The 17,864-nt window shown below is 66.5% G+C and carries 23 protein-coding genes; 13 read left to right on the plus strand and 10 right to left on the minus strand.

All coding sequences use genetic code 11. The features are described from left to right. Positions 1–37: 37 nt before the first annotated feature. The 9 genes from FHP89_RS06675 to atpD are packed head-to-tail and all read right to left on the minus strand — an operon-like array spanning position 38 to position 6,723. Entirely contained in the window at positions 38–943 is a 906-nt protein-coding gene (locus tag FHP89_RS06675; protein WP_144175018.1) for a F0F1 ATP synthase subunit gamma, read from the minus strand. Beyond that, entirely contained in the window at positions 940–2,496 is a 1,557-nt protein-coding gene (locus tag FHP89_RS06680; protein ID WP_144175015.1) for an alternate F1F0 ATPase, F1 subunit alpha, read from the minus strand. Before FHP89_RS06680 ends, FHP89_RS06675 begins: the two co-directional genes overlap by 4 nt. Then, positions 2,486–3,304, minus strand: coding sequence for a F0F1 ATP synthase subunit B family protein (locus FHP89_RS06685; protein WP_144175013.1), 819 nt, complete (start codon positions 3,302–3,304; stop codon positions 2,486–2,488). Before FHP89_RS06685 ends, FHP89_RS06680 begins: the two co-directional genes overlap by 11 nt. 3 nt (positions 3,305–3,307) lie before the next feature. Continuing rightward, the gene (locus FHP89_RS06690) at positions 3,308–3,589 is read right to left on the minus strand and encodes a F0F1 ATP synthase subunit C (protein WP_144175011.1); all 282 of its coding nucleotides are present in this window, start codon (positions 3,587–3,589) and stop codon (positions 3,308–3,310) included. A 9-nt stretch (positions 3,590–3,598) separates the two neighbouring features. Then, a complete protein-coding gene (locus FHP89_RS06695; protein WP_144175009.1) occupies positions 3,599–4,315 on the minus strand; it encodes a F0F1 ATP synthase subunit A in 717 nt (238 codons plus the stop codon). Beyond that, complete coding sequence (locus FHP89_RS06700) at positions 4,305–4,598, minus strand: ATP synthase subunit I (protein ID WP_144175007.1); 294 nt, start codon at positions 4,596–4,598, stop codon at positions 4,305–4,307. Before FHP89_RS06700 ends, FHP89_RS06695 begins: the two co-directional genes overlap by 11 nt. Continuing rightward, positions 4,591–4,926, minus strand: coding sequence for an AtpZ/AtpI family protein (locus FHP89_RS06705; RefSeq protein WP_144175005.1), 336 nt, complete (start codon positions 4,924–4,926; stop codon positions 4,591–4,593). Before FHP89_RS06705 ends, FHP89_RS06700 begins: the two co-directional genes overlap by 8 nt. After that, entirely contained in the window at positions 4,919–5,308 is a 390-nt protein-coding gene (locus tag FHP89_RS06710) for a F0F1 ATP synthase subunit epsilon (RefSeq protein ID WP_144175003.1), read from the minus strand. Before FHP89_RS06710 ends, FHP89_RS06705 begins: the two co-directional genes overlap by 8 nt. Then, on the minus strand, positions 5,305–6,723 hold the full coding sequence (gene atpD / locus FHP89_RS06715; protein ID WP_144175001.1) for a F0F1 ATP synthase subunit beta: 1,419 nt from the start codon (positions 6,721–6,723) through the stop codon (positions 5,305–5,307). The genes FHP89_RS06710 and atpD overlap by 4 nt, the downstream gene beginning before the upstream one ends. 126 nt (positions 6,724–6,849) lie before the next feature. Here atpD and FHP89_RS21165 point away from each other — a divergent pair, with 126 nt between their 5' ends. The 11 genes from FHP89_RS21165 (at position 6,850) to FHP89_RS06765 (ending at position 14,646) form a co-directional block, all read left to right on the plus strand. Then, positions 6,850–6,975 (plus strand): hypothetical protein, encoded by a 126-nt coding sequence (locus FHP89_RS21165; RefSeq protein WP_260851509.1) that lies wholly within the window; start codon positions 6,850–6,852, stop codon positions 6,973–6,975. A gap of 103 nt (positions 6,976–7,078) precedes the next feature. Further along, complete coding sequence (locus FHP89_RS06720; RefSeq protein ID WP_144174999.1) at positions 7,079–7,750, plus strand: HAD family hydrolase; 672 nt, start codon at positions 7,079–7,081, stop codon at positions 7,748–7,750. Positions 7,751–7,780: 30 nt separating this feature from the next. Next, complete coding sequence (locus FHP89_RS06725; RefSeq protein WP_144174997.1) at positions 7,781–8,389, plus strand: glutathione S-transferase family protein; 609 nt, start codon at positions 7,781–7,783, stop codon at positions 8,387–8,389. 10 nt (positions 8,390–8,399) lie between these two features. Then, complete coding sequence (gene ruvA, locus FHP89_RS06730) at positions 8,400–8,999, plus strand: Holliday junction branch migration protein RuvA (RefSeq protein ID WP_144174995.1); 600 nt, start codon at positions 8,400–8,402, stop codon at positions 8,997–8,999. Further along, positions 8,999–9,511 (plus strand): DUF4442 domain-containing protein, encoded by a 513-nt coding sequence (locus tag FHP89_RS06735; protein WP_144174993.1) that lies wholly within the window; start codon positions 8,999–9,001, stop codon positions 9,509–9,511. The genes ruvA and FHP89_RS06735 overlap by 1 nt, the downstream gene beginning before the upstream one ends. Before the next feature lie 45 nt (positions 9,512–9,556). Beyond that, positions 9,557–10,609, plus strand: a complete 1,053-nt coding sequence (gene ruvB / locus FHP89_RS06740) for a Holliday junction branch migration DNA helicase RuvB (RefSeq protein WP_144174991.1) — start codon at positions 9,557–9,559, stop codon at positions 10,607–10,609. A gap of 3 nt (positions 10,610–10,612) precedes the next feature. Beyond that, on the plus strand, positions 10,613–11,272 hold the full coding sequence (locus FHP89_RS06745) for a glycine-rich domain-containing protein (protein ID WP_144174989.1): 660 nt from the start codon (positions 10,613–10,615) through the stop codon (positions 11,270–11,272). Between the two features lie 21 nt (positions 11,273–11,293). Continuing rightward, a complete protein-coding gene (locus FHP89_RS06750) occupies positions 11,294–11,953 on the plus strand; it encodes an SGNH/GDSL hydrolase family protein (RefSeq protein WP_144174987.1) in 660 nt (219 codons plus the stop codon). Beyond that, positions 11,950–12,309 (plus strand): hypothetical protein, encoded by a 360-nt coding sequence (locus FHP89_RS06755; RefSeq protein ID WP_144174985.1) that lies wholly within the window; start codon positions 11,950–11,952, stop codon positions 12,307–12,309. Before FHP89_RS06750 ends, FHP89_RS06755 begins: the two co-directional genes overlap by 4 nt. Positions 12,310–12,504: 195 nt before the next feature. Further along, positions 12,505–13,527 (plus strand): hypothetical protein, encoded by a 1,023-nt coding sequence (locus FHP89_RS06760; protein WP_260851510.1) that lies wholly within the window; start codon positions 12,505–12,507, stop codon positions 13,525–13,527. Between the two features lie 69 nt (positions 13,528–13,596). Continuing rightward, positions 13,597–14,646, plus strand: a complete 1,050-nt coding sequence (locus FHP89_RS06765) for a 2Fe-2S iron-sulfur cluster-binding protein (protein ID WP_144174983.1) — start codon at positions 13,597–13,599, stop codon at positions 14,644–14,646. Positions 14,647–14,712: 66 nt separating this feature from the next. Here FHP89_RS06765 and FHP89_RS06770 read toward each other — a convergent pair whose 3' ends face one another. Continuing rightward, the gene (locus FHP89_RS06770; RefSeq protein ID WP_144174981.1) at positions 14,713–15,045 is read right to left on the minus strand and encodes a DUF2249 domain-containing protein; all 333 of its coding nucleotides are present in this window, start codon (positions 15,043–15,045) and stop codon (positions 14,713–14,715) included. 236 nt (positions 15,046–15,281) lie between these two features. Here FHP89_RS06770 and FHP89_RS06775 point away from each other — a divergent pair, with 236 nt between their 5' ends. Continuing rightward, positions 15,282–16,760 (plus strand): glutamate--cysteine ligase, encoded by a 1,479-nt coding sequence (locus FHP89_RS06775; RefSeq protein ID WP_144174979.1) that lies wholly within the window; start codon positions 15,282–15,284, stop codon positions 16,758–16,760. 5 nt (positions 16,761–16,765) lie between these two features. Next, the gene (locus tag FHP89_RS06780) at positions 16,766–17,848 is read left to right on the plus strand and encodes a succinylglutamate desuccinylase/aspartoacylase domain-containing protein (RefSeq protein ID WP_144174977.1); all 1,083 of its coding nucleotides are present in this window, start codon (positions 16,766–16,768) and stop codon (positions 17,846–17,848) included. Positions 17,849–17,864 lie beyond the last annotated feature (16 nt).

Here is a 17,864-nt window from a genome sequence, read left to right on the forward strand (position 1 = left end):
CGGCCAGTGTGATATGCCGCCCGATGGGGGCGCGGCCTTAAGGTTTGGCCTCGCCTCGGCCGTGTTCGTCTGCCAGGGCTTCGAAGCCCGCGACCACATCGAACAGCTCGGCGTCGATGCCGCTCTGGCGCAGGCGGTGGAAGCGGCGCTTCAGGACGTCGAGCAGCTCACCAATGTTTTTCTCCGCCCGCTGCATGGCCGCCAGCCGGCTGGCGTTTTCACTGGCCAGCGATTCGGCACAGGCGCGAAACAGCGAGATGAACAGGTATTCGCGCACAAAGGCCGGCAACGTCCGGGCCGGGCCGTTCATCAGTTCCGGCAAGTTACCGGTCGGCCAGGGCGTCTGCGCCCATTGCTGCCGCCACGCCGCATCCAGCGGCAGCAGACGCTGACCGACGGGCCGGTACAGTGCGCCCGGCTGCGGCTGGTTGTGGAATAGCCAGACAGCGCCAACCTCGCCCGCGTCACGCCGTTGCTCCAGTGCGTTCAGAACGCGCCCCACCAGTGCGGTGATGGCCGCGATGCCATTGGGCAGCGCAAAGGGCGCGCCCGCCGCCAGCCCGACGTCGGCCAGACGGGCCTGGATACGCTCCCCCACCGCCCACACCACGGCCCCGCCTGGTGGTGCGCCCAGCGTCTCGACCACATAGGACAGCAAGACCTCGTTGAAACGGCCAACCAGCCCCTGGTCGGAACCGAACACCACGGCACCGACCGGCGCGTCGCGCCCCGACGCGGGCGCGAGCACCGCAGTGGTGTCGACCGGGCGCAAACTGGCGGCCAGCCCCAATTGCACGGTGCGGGCGTATTCGTCGAGCGAACGCACTGCGTTCTCGTACTGGCCGATGCTGGAGGCCGCCATGGCCTTCATGGTGCGCACCACCGTGGCCAACTCGCCGGCCCCGGCAATCTGGTGGCGCAAGCCGGCGACGCCGTCGCTCATGGGGTCGGCGCCTCCGTCGGTTCGGCGGCGTCTTTCACAAAGCCCGCCAGCGCCTCGCGTGCGCGCCCAACAATCTCTGCACGGTCGGCGTCGCTCAAGGTATCGGCCGCATCGAGCCGCGCACACAGCGCATCGGGCAGCGCCACCGCGACCGCGCGCACGGCGGCCTCGGCGGTGGGCATATCAGACAAGGGCACCGCGTCAAACAAGCCATCGCTCAAGGCGAGCAGCACGGCAATCTGCGCGGGCATGGGGATCGGCGCGCCATCGGGCTGCTTGAGGCAGGCGCGGATGCGCCGACCGTGGTCGATCATGCGCACGGTGTCCTCGTCCAGCCGCGCGCCAAAGCGGGTAAAGCTCTCCAGCTCTTCGAACTGGGCGTAGGCCAGTTTCAGGTCGCCGGCCACCGCGCGGTAAGCGGCTCGCTGCGCCTTGCCGCCGACGCGCGACACCGACATGCCCACATCAACCGCCGGCAGCACGCCCAACTCGAACAGGGTCGGCGACAGGTAGATCTGCCCGTCGGTGATCGAAATCAGATTGGTCGGGATGTAAGCCGAAATATCCTGCGCCTCGGTCTCGATAATCGGCAGCGCGGTCAGCGAGCCGCCACCGAGGTCGTCACGCAAATGGGTGGCACGCTCGAGCAGGCGCGAGTGGATGTAGAAGATGTCGCCCGGAAAGGCCTCCCGCCCCGGCGGCCGACGCAACAGCAAGGACAACTCGCGATAGGCGCGCGCATGGTGGGTGAGGTCGTCGTACACCACCAGCACATCCCGCCCCTGGGCCATGAAATGCTCGGCAATGCTGGTGGCTGCATAGGGCGCGATATAGCTCAGCCCGGGCGCGTCATTACCCTCGGTGACCACTGCCACGGTGTAGGCCATGGCCTCGTGCTCACGCAGCATGGCGATCACCTTGGCCACCCCGGCGGCGCGCTGGCCGATGGCGCAGTACACGCACAGCACGTTCTTGCCGCGCTGGTTGAGGATGGTGTCGACGGCGATGGCGGTCTTGCCGCTTTGCCGGTCGCCGAGAATCAGCTCGCGCTGACCGCGCCCGATCGGGATCAGCGCATCGATGACCTTGATGCCGGTCTGCAGCGGCACGGTCACCGGCGCACGATCCATGATGTGCGCCGCCGGGCGTTCGACCGGCAATCGCGCATCGCTCAGCAGCGGCGGACCGCCGTCCAGCACCCGCCCCGTGGGGTCGATGAGGCGGCCGATCAGGGCCTCGCCCACCGGCACGTCAACCACATGCCCCAGCCGCGTCACCCGGTCTCCGGCGCGCAGCGGCCAGTAGTCGCCGAGCAACACCACACCGATCTCGTCTTCGTCCACATTGAAGGCGATGCCAGTCAGCCCGCCGGGGAAGGCCAGCACCTCCTCGAAGGCTACGCCGGGCAGGCCCGAGACGCGTGCGACGCCGGCGGCGACATGCGTCACCGTGCCGGTTTCTTTCGGCGCAAGCGGCGGTGCAAAAGCCTCGCGCGCCTGGGCGATGGTGTCTAAGCGCTGCGCGAGGGCCGAGGCGAGGCTGTCACCCGGCATCGGTCGGCACCTTGAGTTTGATACTGGGCTTGGCCTCGCCCGCCGGGGGCGCCGGCGCCGCCAGCAGCTCGGTCACGCTCGCCTGCAGCGCATCGAGGTAGTCTGCGATGCTCCAGCCCAGCGCCTGGCCCGCCGAAGCGATTTCGATCCCGGCCACCCGGTCGGACGCAATCTCGAATTGCGGCGCCTGGGCGATGCCCAAATCGTCCTTCAAGGCAGCCTGCACGGCGGCGCGATCCGCGTCGGACAAGGCGAAGGCGCTGCGCACCACCAAGGGCGCCACCGATGTCTTGAAGCCCGCCAACAGCGCCGCTTCGTCCGTCGCACGGGCCGCCTGCAACCGACGCACAAAGGTGGCCACCATGCGCGACTCCAGGCCGGCATCGGCCAGGTCGCCCAGGGCCTTGCGGCACACTGCAAACACTTCGTGTTGCGTGCGCTCGGCGAGCGCCTGCCTGAGCGCCGTCGCCTGCGTGGCCAGTCGCTGCGTCTGGTGGGCCTCCAGTTCGGTCGCACGCTGACGCGCAGCCTCGATCAGGCGCTTTCCTTCGGCATCGGCCTCGGCCGTCGCGGTGGCGAGCAGTGCCTCGCGCTGTGCGTCCAGCGCCGCCTGCTGCTCACGAAAATGCGTCTGCTCGGCCTGGGCCGCATTGCGCGTGGCGTCGGCCTGTGCCAGTTCCTTGGCAATCCGGTGCTCGCGCGCGTCGATCGCGTCGAGCACTGGCTGATACAGGAAGCGCTTGAGCAACCACACCAGAATCAGAAAATTGAGCAACTGCGCAACAACGGTAAACCAATCGATGAGCATGGCTCAACTTCCTGCACTCTGGGCAATGGCGTGCGACCAGAACGGGTTGGCGAAAAGCAGGATCATCGACACCACGAAACAGTAGATCGCCACCGACTCGACCATCGCCAGGCCAACGAACAGGGTGCGGGTGATGGTGGCTGCGGCGTCGGGCTGCTGGGCCAGCGAAGTGAGCGCCGACGACACCGCCCGCCCCTCGCCCAGCGCCGGCCCGATGCTGCCGATCGCGATGGTGAGTCCGGCGGTGATGATCGACACCACGGCAATGATGGTCTGACTATCCATGATGACTCCTCAGAGTGTATTTGCAGACGCTGTGTCAGCCGCAGCGCCGCCCGGAACCGGGGGGCGAATGCGCGTGGCGGCGGCGATATACACCGCCGCCAGGACACTGAAAATATAGGCTTGCACCATGCCGGTCAGCAGCCCGAGGGCGCTGAGCACGATGGGGAAGATGAAGGGGGTGATGGTGAGCAAAATGGCCAGGATCATGGTCCCACTCATCATGTTGCCGAACAGGCGGGCCGCCAGCGCCAGGGTGCGCGACAGCTCGCTGATGATGTTAAACGGCAGCATGATGACGGTCGGTTTGACATAGGCGGCGAGGTAGTCGCGCAGCCCGCATTCGGCAATGCCGAACATCGGCACCGCGACAAACACCGCCAGCGCCAGCGCGGTGGTGGTCGACAGCGAGCCGGTGGGCGGCTCGTAGCCGGGCACGATGGTGAACAGGCTGGCCGTGGCAACGAACAGGAACAAGGTGCCGAGAAAGCCCACATATTTGCGCGGCGCGACCAGCCCGATATCGGCAATCTGCGTTTCGATGCCGGTGACGATGATCTCGAGCAGGTTCTGCCAGCGCGAGCGGGCCAGACCGCGCGACAGCCGCCGCGTGATCGCCCAGGCACCCACCGTCAGCACCGCCATCAGCGCCCAGGTGAAGGCGATGGTGGCGTTGATCTTGAAGAGGCCAAACTGCCACAGAATGATGTCGTCGGGGCTAAGGTGCATGGCTCGTCTCCGCATCTGCCGATCGGGTCAGCCGAGTGACCGCCACACGCGCCAGCACAAAACCGAGCAGGGCCGCCAGCCAGCGCCGCCAGTCGCTGCCACACACGGCAAAGAACCCGGCCAGCACGATCCCCATGCGCAGCACCAGACTGCCGAAAAACCACAGCGCCACCCGCGGCGATGAGACCGCCCGGCGCACGGTCCACCACAGGCCACCGAAAAAGATCGCGCCCAGCACACCGCCCACCCCCAGCGGCAGCATCAGCGCCAGCGCTTCATGCATCGTCATCATCCTCCCGATCGCGGATTTCCTGCCCCTCGCGCAGCACCCAGTGCCAGGCGCTGAAGCAGCCCAGCACCAGCCCGATCGGCATCAACACCAGCACCCAGGAGTGCCCGGCCGGATGGCGGGCGTCGAGCCACCAGCCGATGCCCACCGCCACCAGGGTTGGCATGGCCACCGACCAGCCCACCAGGCCCATCATCCCCAGCCCGAACCAGATGGTGTGATTCACCTGCCGCTGGGCCTTGAGCTTGCGCGCCGCCTTGCGGCCGACCTCACGGCTGAATTCGCTTTCTGGTGACGGACGATTGTTGCGCGGCTCAGTCATGGCTGAACTCCGCCAGCCGCCGCACCAGCGTACCTTCGAGCTTGTTCAGCGCGTCGCGCAGCGTCTTTTCCTGCGCGTCGAGCGCGAGAAACTCCCTGTCTACCGCCTCGCGCAAGCTGCCCAGATCGGCTCCGGCCATGGCGCTTCGCACCGACACCCGGACCTCGGCGCCGGCCTTGACCAGCACCCCCTGATCCACCGCCACACACACCTCGCCGTCGGCATCGGTCTCGTACAGCAAGATGCCCGGCGCCAGCGCCACCGCGCAATCGAGTCGCCGCGGCAACAGGCCAAACGCGCCGTCGACCGATTCGGCCACGATGCGCGACACCCCGCCGATGTCGGCGAAGATACGATCGGGGAGGAGGATTTTCAGCTTCATGGGGCCGTCGCCGTTTCCGGCGCCGGAACGGTCTTGCGCCGGGCCTCGTCGACGGCGCCGATCATGTACAGCGAGCGCTCCGGCACGTCGGCGAACTCGTCATTGAGAATCCGCTCGCAGCCGTCGAGCGCATCGGCCAGGCTGACCAGCCGCCCCTGGAGCCCCGAGAACTGCTCGGTGGTGAAGAAGGGTTGGGTCAGAAAGCGCTCCAGCCGGCGTGCGCGCGCCACCACTTTTCGGTCCGCCACCGACAGCTGCTCCAGCCCGAGCATGGCGATGATGTCTTTCAAGTCGGCGTATTGCGCCAGCGTGCGGCGAATGGCCTGCGCCAGGGCATAGTGGCGCTCGCCGACGACGCCCGGCGTGGCCATGCGCGAGCTTGACTGCAAGGGGTCGATGGCCGGATACAAACCCTCGCTGGCGCGCTTGCGTGACAGCACGATCGAGGCGGACAGGTGGGAAAAGGTGTGCACCGCGGCCGGATCGGTGAAGTCATCGGCGGGCACATACACCGCCTGGATCGAGGTGATCGCACCGCGATCGGTGTTGGCGATGCGCTCCTCGAGCTGCGACAACTCGGTGCCCATGGTCGGCTGATAGCCCAGGCGCGAAGGCATCTGCCCCAACATGCCGGAGATCTCCATACCGGCCTGGATGAAACGGAAGATATTGTCGACCAGCAGCAACACGTCACGGTGGGTGTCGTCGCGAAAATACTCGGCCATGGTCAGCGCCGCATGGCCGACCCGGAAGCGGGCGCCCGGCGGCTCGTTCATCTGGCCGAACACCATCACCATGTTGTCCAGCACGCCGGCCGCCTTCATGTCGCGGTAGAGCTCCTCGCCCTCGCGGCAGCGCTCGCCGATGCCGCAGAAGATGCTCACTCCGGCATGCTGGCCGACCATATTGTGAATCATCTCGGTGAGCAGCACCGTCTTGCCCACGCCCGCGCCGCCGAACAACCCCGCCTTGCCTCCGCGCTCCAGCGGCATCAGCACATCGATCATCTTAATGCCGGTCTCAAACACCTCCGAGCGGGTCGAGCGCTGCGCCAGCGCAGGTGGCGCCCGATGCACGCTGCGCCAGCTCACCTCGGGCGGCGCCTGCCGATCGATTGCCTGGCCGAACACATCGAACATGCGCGACAAAATGCCCGGCCCGACAGGCGCCTGCAAGGGCGCGCCGGAGTTGGTCACCGGCATGCCACGCGCCAGCCCCTGGGTCGGGGTCAGCGCGATGCAGCGCACACGATGGGCATCCAGGTGCGCCATCACCTCAATGGCAATCTCGCTGGACGCGCCCGAGCGCAACAGCGTACGAATGGGCGGCACGCCGCCCTCAAAACGCACGTCGACCACGCTCCCCCGCACCGCCAATACGGCGCCGGACATGCTGAATGCTGATTGAATCTGCATACGCGGCCCTCCAAAGCACCATCGTACGCCCCCCGGCCAATTGATGTCGTCGGGCGGCACCCGACGTCGGGACGGCCTATACTGGGTCAGCAGCGGCATTTGCCGACGCGTCTCGGGAGTACGATCATGGGCAAAATCAAGCAAAGCAACAAAGAACAGCGAAAACAGCCGCTGCTCAGCCCCAAGGAAAAGAAAGCCGCCAAGCAAGCCAAAAAGCATGCCGTTGGCCACACACCGATCATCCCTCACTAACTAGACACTGCCACCTGCGCCGCCACCGCGCAGGTGGCGCATCCCGCGGGCACTGCCCGCCCCTCGGCCGCCACACCTCGTCCGAGCGAGCTCATCTTCCAAAATGAACACCTTCAACCCGACCGACCTCCGCGCCGTCGTTTTCGACATGGACGGCCTGCTGCTCGACAGCGAACGCATCGCCTACGACATCGGCCGCCAGGTCAGCCTCGATCTGGGCATCCCCTGGACGCATGAGGTGGCCATGCAGATGATCGGCCTCAACTCGCGCGAACACGAATCCCTGCTCAAGGGCGCCTTCGGTGACGACTACCCGCTCGACGCGCATCGCGCCGAGTTCGGCCTGCGCTACGAGGCGGTGATCGACGCCGGTACCATCCCGCTCAAACCCGGCGTGCTCGAACTGTTTGATGCGCTGGAGGCCGCCGGCCTGCCGCGCGGCGTGGCCACCTCCACCCGGCGCAGCCGTGCCCTGCCCAAACTTGACGCCGTCGGCCTGCTCGACCGTGTGCACATCGTCGTCGCCGGCGACGAGGTCGCCCGGGGCAAACCCGCACCCGACATCTTTCTCGCCGCCGCCGAACGCCTCGGCCAGCGCCCGTCCGACTGCCTCGCGCTGGAAGACTCCAACGCCGGCGTACGCGCCGCCCGCGACGCCGGCATGTGCGTGGTGATGGTGCCCGATCTGGTCACTCCAGCCGACGATATCCGCGCCGGCGGCATCCTCGTGGTCGATAGTCTGCTTGACATCGCCACCCGGTTCACGCGCCAATAAACGCCCGTTTGATTTAACCCCCAGCCCGTCATGAAACTCATCGGCATGCTCGACTCGCCCTTTGTCCGCCGCACCGTCGTCTCGGCGCACCTGATGCATCTGTCGCTGGACCACGAACAGATCTCGGTGTTTCGCCAGTACGAGCAGTTCCGCGCGCTCAACCCGCTGGTCAAGGCACCGACCCTGGTCTTTGACGACGGCACGGTGATGGTCGAGTCCCAGATCATCCTGCAATACCTCGAAACCCTCGCCGCCCCCAAAGACCGCCTCACGCCAAGCGATCCAGTGGCGCGCCAGCGCTGCCTGCGGCTGACCAGCCTGGCGCTGGCCGCCTGCGACCGCTCCGTCCAGCGCTACTACGAAACCAGCATCCGCCCCGAAGAACACCGCTGGCTCGACTGGTCCGGCCGCCTGACCGAACAGCTACGTGCCAGCTACGACCTGCTCGAAGCCGAGTTTGGCGATAGCGACTGGCTGTGTGGCGACGACCTCACCCAGGCCGACGTCAGCACCGCCGTCGCCTGGCGCTTCACTCAAAGCAAACTCCCCGGCGTGATTGACCCCGCCGACTACCCCCGCCTCGCCGCCCATGCAGCCGCAGCCGAGGCCCTGACGGCATTTCAAGCTGCAGATTTCTGAGCCCCACACCATGATCGGACGCCTTCGCGGCACCCTGCTCGAAAAAACCCCGCCGCAGATCCTCATCGACGCCGGCGGCGTCGGCTATGAAGTCGACGTCCCCATGAGCACCTTCTACCACCTGCCCGCCACTGGCCAGGCGGTGAGCCTGCACACCCACCTCGCGGTGCGCGAAGACGGCCACTTTCTGTACGGTTTTGGCAGCGTCGAAGAACGCGCCGCCTTTCGCCAGCTGATCAAGGTCTCCGGCATCGGCGCACGCACCGCGCTGGCCGTGCTCTCGGGCCTGTCGGTCACCGACCTGGCGCAAGCCATCGCGCTACAGGAAACCGGCCGGCTGGTGAAGATCCCCGGCATCGGCAAGAAAACCGCCGAACGCCTGCTGCTCGAACTCAAGGACAAACTCGGCAAAGCCCTGCCGACCGTCGCCGCCAGCCTCGCGCCAGCCGGCAGCGCGGCCGCACCGGACGCACGCAGCGACATCCTCAACGCGCTGATGGCGCTGGGCTACAACGAGAAAGAAGCCCTCGGCGCCATGAAAGGCCTGGCCGACGACGCCACCGTCTCCGACGGCATCCGCGCGGCCCTCAAGCTCCTCGCCAAAGCCTGATGCAACGCGTCGCACCGCCGACCCCGAAACAGGGCTTTTTACGCAGCATCCGCCTCGGCCCCGGCCTGCTCAAATGGGGCATCAGCCTGTGGCCGCCCTTCCTCGGCGCCGGCATCCGCGTGCAATACATCGCGCCCGACTTCAGCGAAATCGTGGTCGCTCTCAAGATGGGCCTGTTCAACCGCAACTACGTCGGCACCCACTTCGGCGGCTCGCTGTTCTCCATGACCGATCCGTTCTTCATGCTGATGCTGATGCACCGCCTCGGCAAAGGCTATGTGGTGTGGGATCGCGCCGCCAAGATCGACTTCCTGCACCCCGCCAAAGGCACGGTCACCGCCCGCTTCACGCTCGACGAAGCGCAAATCGAGGCGGTCCGCGCCGCCACCGCCGACGGCGAAAAACACCTGCCGACCTACACGGTTGACGTGGTCAATGCCGACGGCGAGGTATGTGCGCGGGTGGAGAAGACGGTCTACATCCGGAAGCTCGCCCCCAAACCGGCCGGCTGAGCGGTCACTCAGCCTGCAGGCGAGCGCATCCGTTAAACTGCCGCCATGATCGAAACCGACAAACTCCAGGCGAGCACCGAGCGGCTGATTGCGCCGCAGACGGCCAACCGGCAGGAAGACGCCATCGAGCGCGCGCTGCGGCCGAAGCGGCTAGCCGACTATGTGGGGCAGGAGAAAATCCGCGAGCAGCTGGAGATTTTCATCCAGGCCGCGCGGCGCCGCTCCGAGGCGCTTGATCATGTGCTGCTGTTCGGGCCGCCGGGGCTGGGCAAGACGACGCTGGCGCATATCGTGGCGGCCGAAATGGGCGTCAACCTGCGTCAGACCTCCGGCCCGGTGCTGGAGCGCGCGGGCGACCTGGCGGCCCTGCTGACCAACCTCGAACCGAACGATGTCTTGTTCATCGACGAGATCCATCGCCTGTCGCCCGTGGTGGAGGAGATCCTCTACCCGGCGCTGGAAGACTTTCAGATCGACATCATGATCGGCGAGGGGCCGGCGGCGCGCTCGGTCAAGCTGGACCTGCCGCCCTTCACGCTGGTCGGCGCCACCACCCGCGCCGGCATGCTCACCAACCCGCTGCGCGACCGCTTCGGCATCGTGTCGCGGCTGGAGTTCTACACCGCCGACGAATTACGCACCATCGTCAGCCGCTCGTCCGGCCTGCTCAATGTGGACATCGACGACGCCGGCGCACTGGAGATCGCCCGCCGCGCGCGTGGCACGCCACGCATCGCCAACCGCCTGCTGCGCCGGGTGCGCGACTACGCCGAGGTGCGCGCCGATGGCCACATCTCCTCGCCGGTGGCCGATGCCGCGCTGGTGATGCTCGATGTCGACTCGCTCGGGCTGGATCTGATGGACCGCAAGCTGCTCAGCGCGGTGCTCGAGAAATTCGGCGGCGGCCCGGTGGGGCTGGACAACATCGCGGCGGCAATCGGCGAGTCGCCCGACACCATCGAGGATGTGCTCGAACCCTATCTGATCCAGCAGGGCTACCTGCAGCGCACCCCGCGCGGTCGTATCGCCACGCACGCGATCTGGCAGCATTTCGGCCTCACGCCGCCGGGCAAGGCAGGCGACATGTTCGGCGGCTGATCCGTGGCGGGCATCAGCATCCCCTTGCTGATGGCTGGCGCGGTCGCCGTGCTCGCCGGTGGCGTCCTGTGGCGGAAACGCACCGCCGGCGCACGGGGGCAGTTTCTGGCGAGCTACGACTTCAGCCGCCTGCTCGACAAACGCCTCGCCGAGCGCCGTCCCGAGCTGACCCCGACGCAGCGCAAGGCGGTGTTTCACGGCCTGCGCGACTGGTTCGAGATCAACCACCGCGCCGGCCGGCGCAAGCTGGCCATGCCCTCGCAAGCGGTGGACGATGCCTGGCACGAGTTCATCCTGTTCACCCGCAACTATCAGGATTTCTGCCGCAAGGGGCTGGGCCGTTTCCTGCACCATGTGCCTGCCGAGGCCATGACCCGCCCGACGCAGGCGCAAGACGGTCTCAAGCGCAGCTGGCGGCACGCCTGCGCCCATGAGGGCATCGATCCGAAATCGCCGACCCGCTTGCCGCGCCTGTTTGCCATCGACGCGACGCTCGGCCTGAGCGACGGCTTCAACTACCAACTCGACTGCCTCAAGGCCGGCGCGGCCGGCAGCGGCGCATACTGTGCCGGTCACATCGGTTGTGGCGGCGGTTGCAGTGGCTGCAGCAGCGATTCGGGCGGTTCGGATGGCGGTTGTGGCGGTGGCTGCGGCGGCGACTGATCCACACACAGGGAGAGTCAGATGCAACAGATTCTGGTGTACGGCGATTCATTGTCCTGGGGCATCATCCCCAACACGCGGCAGCGACACCCGTTTCCGGTGCGCTGGCCCGGCCGGCTGGAGAACGCGCTGCGCGCGGCCGGGCAGGATGTCCGCGTTATCGAAGACTGCCTGAATGGCCGGCGCACGGTGTGGGACGACCCCTTCAAGGCCGGCCGCAAGGGCATCGAGGGGCTGGCCCAGCGCATCGAGGTGAACAGTCCGCTGGATCTGGTCATTCTCATGCTCGGCAATAACGACTTCCAGTCCATGCACCCGCACAATGCCTGGCATGCTGCCGAGGGCGTGGGTGCGCTGATCGACGCCATCCGCAATGCGCCAATCGAACCGGGCATGCCCTCGCCGCCCATCCTGGTCGTCGCCCCGCCGCCGATCGGCATGCCCGCGGGCACCATGGCGCAGAAATTTCGTGAAGGCGATCTGAAATGCACCGGCCTGTCCGCCGCCCTCGAACGCGTCGCCAAGGACCACGACTGCGCGTTCTTCGATGCCGGCAGCGTCATCCACTGCAGCGCCGCCGATGGCGTGCATCTGGACGCCCAGGCGCACGAACAACTCGGTGATGCGCTGATCGCGCCGGTCACCGCCGCCCTCACCAATGGAGCCGCCGCCACCCCATGATGCGCACGCTGTCGCTGTTCGTGGTGCTGCTCAGCGGCCTGGCCGGGGCATGGTTGTTCACGCGCGGCGAGTTCTATCTGCCCAACCGCTTCGATCTGTCGCTGGCCACGCATTTCAGCGGCATCTCGGCCCGCTTGCTGGCCGGCGCCCTGCTGTGCCTCAGCGCGGCGGGGCTCAGCTTCATGCAGCGCATGGCGATGGGCACCCGCGCCGGCGCGGATCGCGCCTGGCAGATCCGGCACTTTGTGATCCTCTCGCTGTGCATCGTGCTGTTCACCGCCGCCTTCATCAAGGCTGAAGTCGTGCTCAACCCCGACTACCGCGCCCCGTCTCATAGCGCCGCCCAGACCCACTGACGCGCATCCCTTCGGGTTTCACTGACCGTTCGTCGTCCTTGAAATTTAAACATTGACCGACCGGTCGGTTAATGTTTAACCTCTTGACCTGTATCAAAAACACGTTTTCGCGGCCTGGCTAATGTCACCAGCAGGGCGCGCACAGCACAGGGCGTCGCCGATGGCGACGCCCGGATACTCAGGAGGAGACAGACAGTGAATAAAGAAAAAATTGCCCACACCATGGACCTGCCGCCGGTCACGGCGCAGCCCAACGTGTTCCCGCTGTCGTGGAACGCGCAGACCGCCAAGATGGAAGAAGTGTGGGATGCCGCCCAGCGCGAGAACTGGGATCCCAAGCAGCTGGCCTGGGACACCTTTGACGTCGAGAGCTATAGCTGGGAAGAGCGCGAGTCCATCGCCTACTGGTGGACCCTGCTGTCCTGTTTCGACGCCTCGGCACCGCCGGTCTTCGCCGAAGCGCTGATCAAGTGCTACGAAGACCATGAAGAAGACCCGGTGCGCCGCTGCTTCTTCTCGGTCACCCGCGACGAGCAGAACCACGAGCAGATGTGCGGCCTGGCCATCACCCGTCTGCTCGAGCATCCGGACCCGCTCACCTACACCCCCAAGACCGAGCTGGGCAAGAAGCTGCAGCGCAACGCCCACTGGCTGTACTACAACGGCGCCCGTTACTGGACGGGCTACAAGAAGGCGGTGCCCAAGTACAGCCTGGCCGTGCTGTTCAGCTCTTTCCTGATGGGCGAGATCGCTGCCGCGACGATCTTCAAGCAGATGCATGACAACACCCGCGAGCTGGTCTTCAAGGAAGCCTTCCGCAACATCGGCCGTGACGAAGGCCGCCACATGGCGATCTGCATGGCGCTGATGGAGCGCGATTATCCCAAGCTGCCGGACGAGGACCGCGCCATCGTCACCAAGCAGATCCGCGCCGGCTATCTGTTCCTGTCGGCCGTGCTGTTCGAACCGCCCATGGACTTCTGGGACCTGCCGGCCGACTTCATCGACGTGCAGCGAGAGGCCGAGGAAGTGGCCCGGGGCGCCGGCTTCGGCGTCCCGACCTACGAGGCCAAGAAGGAAAACTGGAAAAACGCCATGCTCAACCTGAAGGGCGTGCTCGACCGCTACGACATTCCCTTCCCGGCGATCCCCGAAGTCGGCATCTCGGGCCAGGAGATCTCGGACATCGAGATGGACGACATCATTCCGGTATTCTGATCGGCGTCATGCAGCCACCGGGTCGTCGCGCGTGCGGCGGCCCGTTTTTGCCCCACCAGGAGAATCACAATGAGTCGAATCCGCCTGCATCCCTCCGGTCGTGAAGTGGAGTGTGCCAGCGGTGACACCGTGCTCGGTGCCCTCGAAAAAGCCGGTTACGCGCTACCCAACAACTGCCGCGCCGGCGCCTGTGGCGAATGCAAGGTCAAGGTCGTATCGGGCAACTTCGACCAGGGCATGGTGCTCGACATGGCGCTGTCGCAAGACGAGCGCACGCAGGGCTTCGGCCTGATGTGCATGGCCAAGCCGCTGTCCGAAGAGATGGTCATCGAGTGGGGGACGGAAGACGCCAAGCCCAAACTCTTTCCGCCGCGCGAGAACCAGCGCTTCGTGGTCACCGACCGCATCCCGCGCACGCCGCGCATCGTCGAGCTGCGCCTGCGCCCGGTCGGCCCGCCCATGCGCTTCTGGCCCGGTCAGTACATCACCCTCGGCAACGAGCGCGACGGCGCCCCGGCGCGCTGCTACTCAATCGCCAACGCGCCGCGCCCGGATGGCGAGATCGTGCTGCAAGTGACCCGCGTCGACGAAGGCCAGACCAGTCTGTGGGTGCACGACAAGCTCGGCATCGGCGAGCTCGTCAAACTCTCCGGCCCCTACGGCACCTTCATTGGCGACCCGGCCGTCGAATCGCCGGTGCTGTGCCTGGCCGCCGGCTCGGGGCTCGCGCCGATTCTGTCGCTGGCCGAAGCGGCGCTGCGCCGCGGCTATCGCAAGCCGGTCGACCTGGTGTTTTCGGCCCGCGAGCGCACCGACCTCTACGATGGCGGCCTGATGAAGTATTGGGAAACCAAACACCGCAACTTCACCTACCGCCCCACGCTCACCCGCGAAACCTGCGATGGCCTGCTGCACGGCCGGATTCCCGAGGTGCTGCAAAAACAGTTTCCCGACCTGTCCAGGCACAGTGTGTTCATCGCCGGCAGCCCGGCCTTCGTCGCCGACTGCGTCGCGGCGGCCAAAGCGCTGGGCGCCACCGACGAGATGATCCACACCGAGGGCTACTTCGGCCAGGCCCAACCGCAGACCGCGCCGCAAAGCCATCTCACGCCGTACTGATCACCCCGCAGCGAACAAAAAAGCGCGCCTCGATGGGCGCGCCTTTTTGCGTTTCGGAAACGACGATCAGCCGCCCGAGCAGCCGCAACCACCACCGCCGCCGCCGCAACCGCCGCCACCTTGCTCAGGCGCCGACTCTGCCGGTGCGCCATTGGCCACGCCGAGCTGGATGGTGAAGTCGATGACGATTTCGCCGGCTTCGCGGGTCACATAGTTGATGCCGACCTGGTTGCCATAACGCTGCTGGATCTGGCCCAGCAGGGGCAGCGGGTCGTGGTCATTCACAAAGCGCATGGTCTCGCCGTCGGCGAGGGACTCCAGCGCACCGAAAATCGACGCATGGCGGAAGCGCTTGGCCACACCGCGGGCGTCGAACGGAAAGACGTTGCTATCGTTCATGTTGGTTTCACTCTTGGGGTTTGCGGATACGGCCAGCGCGGACGCTGACCTCGTACGCCGATGATCCCGATTTGAGCGACCTAACGCCTTGAGTTGGCGCAAATTTTTGCCGCACCGACGAACGGCGGGCCCGCGAACGCCCATGCCACAGCATCGGTCAAACAAAAAACCTTGACGACACGCCATGCCGTGTCCGCAAAATGTCCCTGACACTGCGGTGAGGAGGCGACACCACCATGGGGATCGAAATTTCCGAAACCGGCTTTACGCCAGAGATGGAACAGCGCTTTGGCCGGCGACTGCAGGACAATCTCGCCGCCCTGAAGCAGGTGCTGGCACGTCGCGGCTTTGGTCAGGGCGAGGCCTCGCTCGGCGCCGAACTGGAGATGTACATCATCGACGCTGACGGCCGGCCCCTGTGCGTCAATCAGCAGATTCTCGAGGCCGCACACGACCCGCAGCTCACCCTGGAGCTGAACCGCTACAACCTCGAATACAACCTGTCGCCCTATCCGATCTCGGCGCAGGCGTTTCGGTCCACCGAACAGGAGATGCTCGACAAACTTCAGCACCTGCGCCAATGCACGACCAACTTCGGCGGGCGCATCGCGCTCATCGGCATCTTGCCGACGCTGGCCCCTGGCGACTTCGGCCCGCAGCAGATGACCGAGCGAAAGCGCTATCAGGTGCTGGTCGAGCGCCTGAAGCGCAGCCGGGGCGAGCAATTCAAGGTAAACATCGACGGGCGCGACCCGCTGCAACTGACCATGGATGACGTGACGCTGGAAGGCGCCAACACCTCCTTCCAGATTCACTACCGCGTCAGGCCCGAGGCCTATGCCGACACCTTCAACGCGATGCAGCTGATCACCCCGCTGGCGCTTGCCGTGTCGGCCAACTCGCCCGGGCTGTTCGGCCATGAGCTGTGGCACGAGACGCGGGTGCCGCTGTTCAAGCAGTCGATCGACACCCGCATCAAGGACCGCTACCGCTGGCACCAGAGCCCGCGCGTCGGCTTCGGCCACGGCTGGGTGCGTCAGGGCGCCTACGAGTTGTTCGCCGAGTCGGTACTGCTCTACCCGCCCTTCTTCCCCCTCTGCGGCGAGCACAATCCGCTGGACGAACTCGCCCAGGGCCGCACACCTGCGCTCGAAGAACTACGCCTACATCAAAGCTCGGTGTGGCTGTGGAACCGCCCGGTCTATGACGACACCGGCGGCGGCCATCTGCGCATCGAGATCCGCGCCCTGCCGGCCGGGCCGACGCCGATCGACATGGTCGCTAACGCCGCCCTGTGCATCGGCCTGGCCGAGGGCCTGCGCCCGCAGATCGACACGCTGCTGCCGGCGCTGCCCTTCGCCCTGGCCGAGTACAATTTCTACCGGGCGGCGCAGGACGGGCTCGCCGCCCGGCTGGTGTGGCCCGATCCGCAACAGACCAGCTGTCACGAACACAGCGCCGCCGACCTGCTCAAGCGCTACCTGCCATTCGCCTACGACGGCCTGCGCGCCATCGGTGTCGCGGATGATGAAGCCAGCGGCTATCTCGCGGTGATCGAGCAGCGGCTGGCCAGCCGACAAACCGGCGCCATCTGGCAGCGCGACACCCTGCACCGGCTGGAAACAAAACTTCCGCCCGAGCGCGCCGCACGCGAGATGCTGGCCCGCTACCATGAGCACAGTCTGTCGAACACGCCGGTCGGCGAATGGAACTGAACGCAATGCCCCTGTCTGATCTGCCCGCCACCCTGGCGCCGCATTTTCACACCCTGCAAAACCCCACGCCCGAGGCCTTGGGCGACACGCCGGAAGCCTTTCTGGCCGCCCTCGACGGCCCCACCTGCATCGTCCTGACCGGCGCCGACCCCAGCCGCTGTCGTGCGCTGGTCACCCTGCTCCACGGCAACGAGCCCTCGGGCGTACGCGCGCTGCACCGCTGGCTGCACGCCGGCGTTCAGCCCGCGGTCACCATCGTGTGCGTGATCGCTGCGGTCGAAGCGGCGCAACACCCGCCGGTGTTCAGCCACCGCGTGCTCACCGGTCGGCGCGATCTGAACCGCTGTTTTCGCGCGCCTTTCGATGTCGACGCGCAAGGCCTGCTGGCGCAGCGCATTCTCGACTTGCTGGTGCACTTCGCGCCCGAGGCGGTGATCGACCTGCACAACACCTCGGGCTCGGGCCCCTCGTTTGGCGTGTCGATCTGCGCGGATGACGCCCACCTCGCCCTGACCACACTGTTCACCCGGCGCCTGGTGCACACCGATCTGCGCCTCGGCTCACTCATGGAAATCAGCGAGCACCTGGTGCCGACGGTCACAATCGAATGCGGCGGCCGGACCGACGACGCCGCCCACACCGTGGCCTGGGCCGGCATCGATCACTTCTTTCGCCGACCCGACGTGCTGACCCGCCGCGCCGACATCGAGGTCGACGTCATGCGCAATCCGGTACGCCTGGAGCTCACCCCCGCGTGTTCGCTGGCCTATGCCGACACCCCGCGCGACGATGTGCATCTGACCCTGCGGCCGGACATCGAGCACTACAACTTCGGGGTGACGGCCGCCGGCACCTCGCTGGGCTGGGTGCGCGGGGCGCGGCTGGATGAGCTGTTTGTGGCAAAAAACACGGCGCGCAGCTGCCTGCTCAAGGACGTGCTCACGCTGGCGGACGGCGAGTTGATCACCCGGCAGGCGCTCAAGCTGTTCATGATCACCACCCAGCCGGCCATCGCCAAAATGGATTGTCTTTGCTATGCCGTGCAGGCGGATGGGCGCGAGCTGATCGCGGGGCAGCTGCCCGCGTAGCCAAGGCCCGATTCAA

The organism is Denitromonas ohlonensis, from assembly GCF_007625205.1.
In the GTDB taxonomy this organism is placed as follows: Bacteria; Pseudomonadota; Gammaproteobacteria; order Burkholderiales; family Rhodocyclaceae; genus Nitrogeniibacter; species Nitrogeniibacter ohlonensis.